Here is a 7,094-nt window from a genome sequence, read left to right as displayed (position 1 = left end):
TTAACAGGTTTGTACATAATCGTTGGCGCGCCAAACTGATTGAGCCAAGCGTTCATCATCTCCCACGTACCGAGATGTGGGACAATCGCCAGCATTCCATTAGGATTGGCAAGCCCTTCTAATAAATACTCTTTATTATGCACATCACGAATTTGCGCAATGCTCCATTCTGGCGGCATCGCCCAGCTTTTAATAGATTCGATACTGGTTAAACATTGATGATAAATAATGTCTTTGGTTAATGCGCGTTTTTGATGAGCAGATAACGACGGCGCAACTAATGCGATATTGATACGCACAGTACGCATAATACTAGCATTTGGTAGGCATAATATTACCCAGGCAACAAAACGTGCCAGCATCTGCAAAACAGACAGTGGCACGAATTTGAAGAGGTGATATGGATTCATGACCATTCACATGGTGATGAATCACATAATGGGCAATATAAACAGTATCTGCGCATGACTAAACCATTTATTGTGCAGGTTTATTGGTATCAGGCTGGACCTTTTCGCGTACACGGATACCAAGTTCACGTAGCTGTTTGCTATCTACCGGAGCAGGCGCTTGCGTCAATGGGTCTTCAGCCGTTTTGGTTTTAGGGAAGGCGATCACGTCACGAATAGAGCTTGCGCCGACCATCAGCATAATAAGGCGATCCAAACCGAAGGCTAAGCCACCATGCGGCGGCGCACCGAATTTTAGAGCATCAAGTAAGAAGCTAAATTTCTCTTCGGCCTCAGCCTCATCGATACCTAGCGCTTCAAATACCGCTTTTTGCATCTCAAGGGTATTGATACGTAAGCTACCGCCGCCGATTTCAGTACCGTTTAACACCATATCATAAGCGATAGAAAGCGCTGATTCAGGGTTGGTTTTTAATTCTTCAACAGAGCCTTTTGGCTTGGTAAACGGATGGTGCATTGACGTCCAGCGTCCATCATCCGTCTCTTCAAACATTGGGAAATCAGTTACCCAAAGAGGCGCCCATTCGCAGGTCAGCATCTCTAAGTCTAGACCAATTTTTTGACGTAATGCGCCGATTGCATCGTTGACGATACTGGCTTTATCAGCACCGAAGAAGATAATATCATTACTCTCTGCATCCGTACGCTCAATCAAGCTTGCCAACACGTCATCAGTCATGTTTTTAATGATAGGCGACTGTAGACCAGATTCTTTATCCACGCCGTTGTTGATGTTGCTGGCGTCATTGACTTTAATATAAGCCAAACCACGTGCACCATAAATGCTCACAAACTTGGTATAAGCGTCGATTTGCTTACGGCTTAATGAAGCACCGCCAGGAATTCGAAGGGCAGCAACCCGGCCTTTAGGGTCGTTGGCAGGACCGGCAAAGACTTTAAAATCAACGTCTTTCATTAAATCAGCAACGTCGACCAATTTTAATGGAATACGTAGGTCAGGCTTGTCTGAGGCATAGTCGCGCATTGCTTCAGCATAAGTCATACGCGGAAATTGCTCAAATTCAACATCCAGCATGGTTTTAAATAGATGCTTAATCAGACCTTCGTTGATATTCATGATTTCTTCTTCATTTAAGAAAGAAGTTTCAATATCGACTTGGGTAAATTCAGGCTGACGGTCAGCACGTAAGTCTTCGTCACGGAAACACTTAGCGATTTGATAATAACGATCAAATCCTGACACCATCAATAACTGTTTAAATAGCTGTGGTGACTGCGGTAAAGCAAAGAAGTTACCCGGGCGAGTGCGTGAAGGCACCAGATAATCGCGTGCGCCTTCTGGTGTGGCACGAGTCAAGATAGGGGTTTCAACGTCTAAGAAACCATGGTCATCGAGGTAGCGACGAATCGCAGAAGTAGCCTTAGCACGAAAAACCATGCGCTCTTGCATTTGCGGACGACGCATATCAAGGTAGCGATATTTTAAACGCAAATCTTCTGATACCGTGGTTTTCTCATCATTTAATGGGAAAGGCGGTGTTTCAGATTTCGCCAATACTTCAATCTCTTTGCCCAATAGCTCAATTTGACCACTGGTCATATTAGCGTTTTCAGTGCCTTCGTAACGACGGCGAACGCGACCGGTAATTTTTAAAACATATTCAGGACGTACCGCATCAGCAGTCGCGAACGCTTCTGGGGTGTCAGGGTCAACGACGACCTGCAAGATACCCGCGCGGTCACGCATGTCTAAGAAAATCACGCCACCGTGATCGCGACGACGATGTACCCAGCCTACGATGCTAATGGTTTGCTCAAGTAAGCTTTCGGTTACAGCGCCGCAATATTCGTCTCGGTATTCGCTATGCGTCATAGTGCTTTGCGTCATAATATAATTATCCAGTTGTCAGCCCAATTCGAAATACAATAATGCAGCCGCTAGCGTGTAATATAAGCGCCGTGCCTTTGAGCATTTAGCCAAAAAAGCACGAATAACGCGATATAAGACAAATGGTCATCACGTTGGCTGCAGAAAATTTGATGTAAACGCATATTATGCCTAATCTGCCTTTGTTATACAACCTGTGGCGTCCAATCAGTAGTGTTCAAACGAAGTGCAGGGACGTATCAGTAGTGGTGGTATTTATGCAGTAGTATTTGTCTTGGGTTAAATATTGTCATTTTGCTTGAAAATACTAGTCACTGTGCGCATATCAAGCTAACTTATTAAACCGTATTAAAACCACTTCAATTATCTATTAAATTATTTATTTCAACTATCAAGGAATTCTGCTCATGCTTTTTCATCCTTCTAAAAATCCTGTTGAGCTAAGAGTTATTCATCTCAATAAAAGCCAAGAGCAACGTCGTGAAGATCTGATGGAGGCGACGCAAGGTAAAGCGGCGCTTAAACAACTTAAAAAAACCATGGCGAAAAAAGCCAAGCAAGCATTAAAAGTAAAAAATAAGAGTAAAAACAAAAAGAATAATAGCGATGAGAAACAGCAAGTTTTTGTACTTGATTTTGATGGCGATATCAAAGCCACGGCGGTGAAACATTTACGCGAAGAAATCAGCACGCTCATCAGTACTGCCAATAAAGGCGATGAAGTCGTCGTACGCTTAGAGTCAGGAGGCGGTTTGGTTCATGGTTATGGCTTGGCAGCGGCACAATTGGCCCGTTTAAAAGACGCCGGTCTAAAGCTTACTGTTTGTGTTGACAAAGTCGCGGCCAGTGGCGGTTATATGATGGCTTGCGTCGCCGACAATATCGTCGCTGCGCCCTTTGCGGTGATTGGCTCAATCGGTGTGGTCTCGCAATTACCAAACTTCCATAAATGGCTCAAAAACCATGATGTCGATTACGAGATGTTTACTGCGGGTGATTACAAACGTACCGTGACTGTATTTGGTGAAAATGACGCCGAAGACCGCGCTAAATATCAAGAAGAGCTTGAGCAGACGCATGAGTTATTTAAGCATTTTGTCAATACCTATCGCCCAACACTGGATGTCGCTAAAGTTGCAACTGGTGAGCATTGGTATGGGGAAGATGCGCTAAAACTTAACCTAATTGATAGCTTGCAAACCTCTGACAGTTATATTTTAGAGCGTATGGAAAATAATGAAGTGTATGCGCTGCATTCACGTCAAAAGCCAACGCTTGCCGAAAAATTGGGTTTGTCACAAGCCGCAGAAGCCACACTCAGCATGGCGATTGATAAGTTACCAGATGCATTGGCACGTTTTGATTTAGACACTCGCTTAAATATCTTAAAATAAGTCTAAATATCATGAGGTTGCTTGATAGTTAGCGTTTTAACATTCCAACACTGAATCGTGCATTGTTTGTATTTTGTAAAAGGCGTGTCCTAGCGGGTCGCGCCTTTTTTGCTGTTTAATCCCAAATGCTGTGTTATAAATGGGACAGATAAAACAGAGTATACGCACGTACACTATAAAGTCTCATTAATCTTTTTATGAAATCTCGATATATAAAGTATTGATATATAGAATCTTGATGTGAATTTTATAAGAGCCATTAATCATCAGTAAAGAAAAGGATGTCAACTATGTCTACCGACACATTAATGTTTACCGCCAGCGAACATGGTCAAGCCATGCATACCAAAGTCAAAGAATTTATCGAAACCCACATCGAGCCAATAGAAGCACAGTTTTGGGCGGACTGTCATGCGCAAAATCCAGACGGCGATTGGACCAAATGGCATTGGCCAGAAAAGTACGAGAGCCTACGTAAACAAGCACGTGAGGCAGGTTTATGGAATCTGTTTTTGCCCGATGATAAGCTTGGCGCGGGGCTTTCGGTTACTGATTATGCACCAATTGCCGAGCTGACCGGTCGCAGTTTGCTCGCGCCTTATGTCTTTAACTGTAATGCCCCTGATAGCGGAAATATGGAGCTGTTATGGCGTTATGGTTCACAGGAGCAGCAAGACAAGTGGCTGACGCCGATATTAGAAGGTAAAACGCGTTCGGTATTTTGTATGACTGAGCCTGATGTGGCGTCAAGTGATGCAACCAATATGCAAGCGACTGCTGTCGTCGATGGCGATGAGATTGTTATCAATGGTAGTAAGTGGTGGTCATCGGGTCTTGGTGACCCTTCGGTCGATGTTTTGATTGTCATGGCTTATACTCCTGATGAGAATAAAGACCGTCACCATCAGCATTCGATGGTATTGGTGCCGGCAAAAACGGCAGGCGTTAACATCGAGCGTATGTTAAAGGTATTTGGTGATTACGATGCACCGCACGGTCATGGTGAAGTTAGCTTTAACAATGTACGTGTGCCATCTGATAACTTTATCGGTGGCCCAGGTATGGGCTTTGAGATTGCACAAGGTCGCTTAGGGCCGGGTCGTATTCACCATTGCATGCGCTGTATTGGTGCTGCCGAAAAGTCTTTAGAGTTAGCCATTCATCGCGGTATGCAGCGTACCGCGTTTGGTAAGCCATTATTACAATTAGGCGGTAACTTTGAGCGTATTGCTGATGCACGTATCAAAATTGATCAAGCGCGTTTATTGACACTATACGCGGCGCAGAAAATGGACGCGAAGGGGACCAAAGCGGCCCTAACTGAAATCTCTGCCATTAAAGTCGTTGCACCGACTGTCTTGCAAGAGGTGGTTGATATGGCGATTCAAATTCACGGTGGCATGGGTGTTTGTCAAGATACGATGTTGCCTGCTTTTTTTGCCCAAGCTCGCGCACTACGTTTAGCCGATGGTCCTGATGAAGTGCATAAAACCATGATTGCCAAGTTAGAATTAAAACGTCAAGGATTTAGCCGCTCGTCTAAACCTGCTAAATCTTAAAAAGTCGGCTATATTGTCATTTAAATTATATGACCAAAAATTCACTATCAATGATTTGATAGTGAATTTTTAACTCTTAAGCTTTTATAAACAACAAATAACTGGTAAAAAATAAACGACCACACGATAAGGAATGTCTTATGGCAACTGAACATCATGCCAACCATACTGATGCTGACAATCAAACCGTTAATAAAGTCCTAGATAAAGGCGGCGAAGTGCGCGAGGGCGAAGAGCTTGACGCTAAAGCGGTCAGCAACTGGCTACGCGAGCAAGGCGTTGATATAAAAGGCGAGCCGACCGTTACCCAATTCTCAGGTGGCGCTTCAAACTGGACTTACCGGCTGCAATATGAAGGCGAAGGTGACAGCCAAGATTTGATTTTACGCCGTCCGCCAAAAGGCACCAAGGCCAAATCGGCACATGATATGGTGCGCGAATATACCGTGCAAAAAGCTTTAAAAGACGCTTATCCGTACGTACCAAAAATGGTCGCGCTCTGCACTGACGAAGACGTTATTGGCGCAGATTTTTATGTCATGGAGCGAATGGAAGGTATCATTCCGCGTGCTAACTTGCCGAAAGGCGTCGATTTAAACGAAGCCCAAACACGCGATTTATGTACCAATGTCATCGACGCTTTGATTGAGTTGCATGAAGTCGATTATACCAAGCACCCTGATTTGGTAAATCTTGGACGCGGCGAAGGTTATTGTGAGCGTCAAGTGACGGGCTGGGATAAGCGTTATGTCAAAGCCAAAACGCCCAATGTGCCAAGCTTTGCCTTGGTAAGACAATGGCTTGGCAAGCACACGCCTGCCGATAGTAAAACTTGTGTTATCCATAATGATTGGCGCTTTGATAATGTGATTTTGGCGGCTGATGATCCGACCAAGGTCATCGGTGTGCTCGATTGGGAAATGGCTACCTTAGGCGACCCTTTGATGGATTTGGGTAGCGCGTTAGCGTATTGGATTGAAGAAGATGACAACATCATCATGCAGCAATCTCGCCGTCAGCCAACGCATTTAAAAGGCATGATGACCCGTGATGAAGTGGTGGCCTATTATCTTAAAAAGACGGGCCTTAAGATAGACAACTGGACCTTTTATGAAGTGTTTGGGCTGTTCCGCCTAGCCGGTATCGTGCAGCAGATTTATTATCGTTATTATAATAAACAAACCAGCAACCCAGCTTTTAAGAACTTTTGGATTATCGTCCATGTCTTACATGCTAAATGTCTCAAGCTGATTGCTCAGTATGAAGGCGAGGCGTTATTTACGAGCCACGTGCAACCGCACCTGCAAGATATGGGCGTCGATGCGTCGAAGGTCGAGCAACTACCAAGTCCGATTCAAACAGTTATCAAGGGCATTTTACCAAAAAGCTATTTTGGACAAAGTAATTCTAAAGCTAAAGAATAAACGCTTTAAACGCATAGTAAATGCACAAATTTATAGCCGTTGATTCAATCTAAAAAACTTAGAAAAGTACGATTAATAAGGCAATGTTTTATGACAACCATACTTTTAGCACGTCATGGTCAAGCGTCATTTGGGCAAGAAGATTATGACCAGCTCTCAGAGCTTGGTAGTATGCAGGCGCAAATGCTGGGTCAGCATTATGCAACGACCCAGCGCCGAATCGATGCGATTTTTAGCGGTAGTTTGGTTAGGCAGCAAGATTCTGCGCGCCATTTTTGGCAAAGTTATCAGTCATCTTTTGGCGAGAGTAACGAAAAACCAAGCGTAACTGCCATCAATTTAGATGAGCCTGATAGCTATGTGCTGCCGCAGTTTGATGAGTTTAATCATAAAGATGT

The 7,094-nt window shown here is 44.1% G+C and carries 6 protein-coding genes; 4 read left to right on the top strand and 2 right to left on the bottom strand.

The window, feature by feature from the left end; genetic code table 11:
* A partial coding sequence (locus V7D75_RS12190) for a lysophospholipid acyltransferase family protein (protein ID WP_442968965.1) occupies nucleotides 1-410 on the bottom strand: 410 nt, incomplete at its 3' end.
* A gap of 67 nt (nucleotides 411-477) precedes the next feature.
* The gene (gene aspS, locus V7D75_RS12185) at nucleotides 478-2,304 is read right to left on the bottom strand and encodes an aspartate--tRNA ligase (RefSeq protein WP_333614787.1); all 1,827 of its coding nucleotides are present in this window, start codon (nucleotides 2,302-2,304) and stop codon (nucleotides 478-480) included.
* A 422-nt stretch (nucleotides 2,305-2,726) separates the two neighbouring features.
* Between aspS and sohB the strand changes: the two genes are divergently transcribed.
* The 4 genes from sohB to V7D75_RS12165 all read left to right on the top strand — a co-directional run.
* Nucleotides 2,727-3,713: a protease SohB gene (sohB, locus tag V7D75_RS12180; protein ID WP_333614777.1), complete on the top strand. Its 987-nt coding sequence runs from the start codon at nucleotides 2,727-2,729 to the stop codon at nucleotides 3,711-3,713.
* 308 nt (nucleotides 3,714-4,021) lie between these two features.
* The gene (locus V7D75_RS12175; RefSeq protein WP_333614786.1) at nucleotides 4,022-5,272 is read left to right on the top strand and encodes an acyl-CoA dehydrogenase family protein; all 1,251 of its coding nucleotides are present in this window, start codon (nucleotides 4,022-4,024) and stop codon (nucleotides 5,270-5,272) included.
* A 140-nt stretch (nucleotides 5,273-5,412) separates the two neighbouring features.
* On the top strand, nucleotides 5,413-6,696 hold the full coding sequence (locus tag V7D75_RS12170) for a phosphotransferase family protein (RefSeq protein WP_333614776.1): 1,284 nt from the start codon (nucleotides 5,413-5,415) through the stop codon (nucleotides 6,694-6,696).
* Nucleotides 6,697-6,786: 90 nt separating this feature from the next.
* The coding region (locus tag V7D75_RS12165; protein WP_333614775.1) for a histidine phosphatase family protein at nucleotides 6,787-7,094 on the top strand (308 nt) is incomplete at its 3' end.

Origin of the sequence: Psychrobacter sp. (assembly GCF_036731945.1) — a bacterium.
In the GTDB taxonomy this organism is placed as follows: Bacteria; Pseudomonadota; Gammaproteobacteria; order Pseudomonadales; family Moraxellaceae; genus Psychrobacter.
Note: the sequence above shows the minus strand (reverse complement) of the source record. Positions and strands in the feature narration are given on the sequence as shown.

What these genes read in the sequence shown, in the direction of transcription:
- V7D75_RS12170 (WP_333614776.1), top strand. Translation starts at nt 5,413, where the DNA reads ATGGCAACTGAACATCATGCCAACCATACTGATGCTGACAATCAAACC.
- sohB (WP_333614777.1), top strand. Translation starts at nt 2,727, where the DNA reads ATGCTTTTTCATCCTTCTAAAAATCCTGTTGAGCTAAGAGTTATTCAT.
- aspS (WP_333614787.1), bottom strand. Translation starts at nt 2,304, where the DNA reads ATGACGCATAGCGAATACCGAGACGAATATTGCGGCGCTGTAACCGAA.
- V7D75_RS12175 (WP_333614786.1), top strand. Translation starts at nt 4,022, where the DNA reads ATGTTTACCGCCAGCGAACATGGTCAAGCCATGCATACCAAAGTCAAA.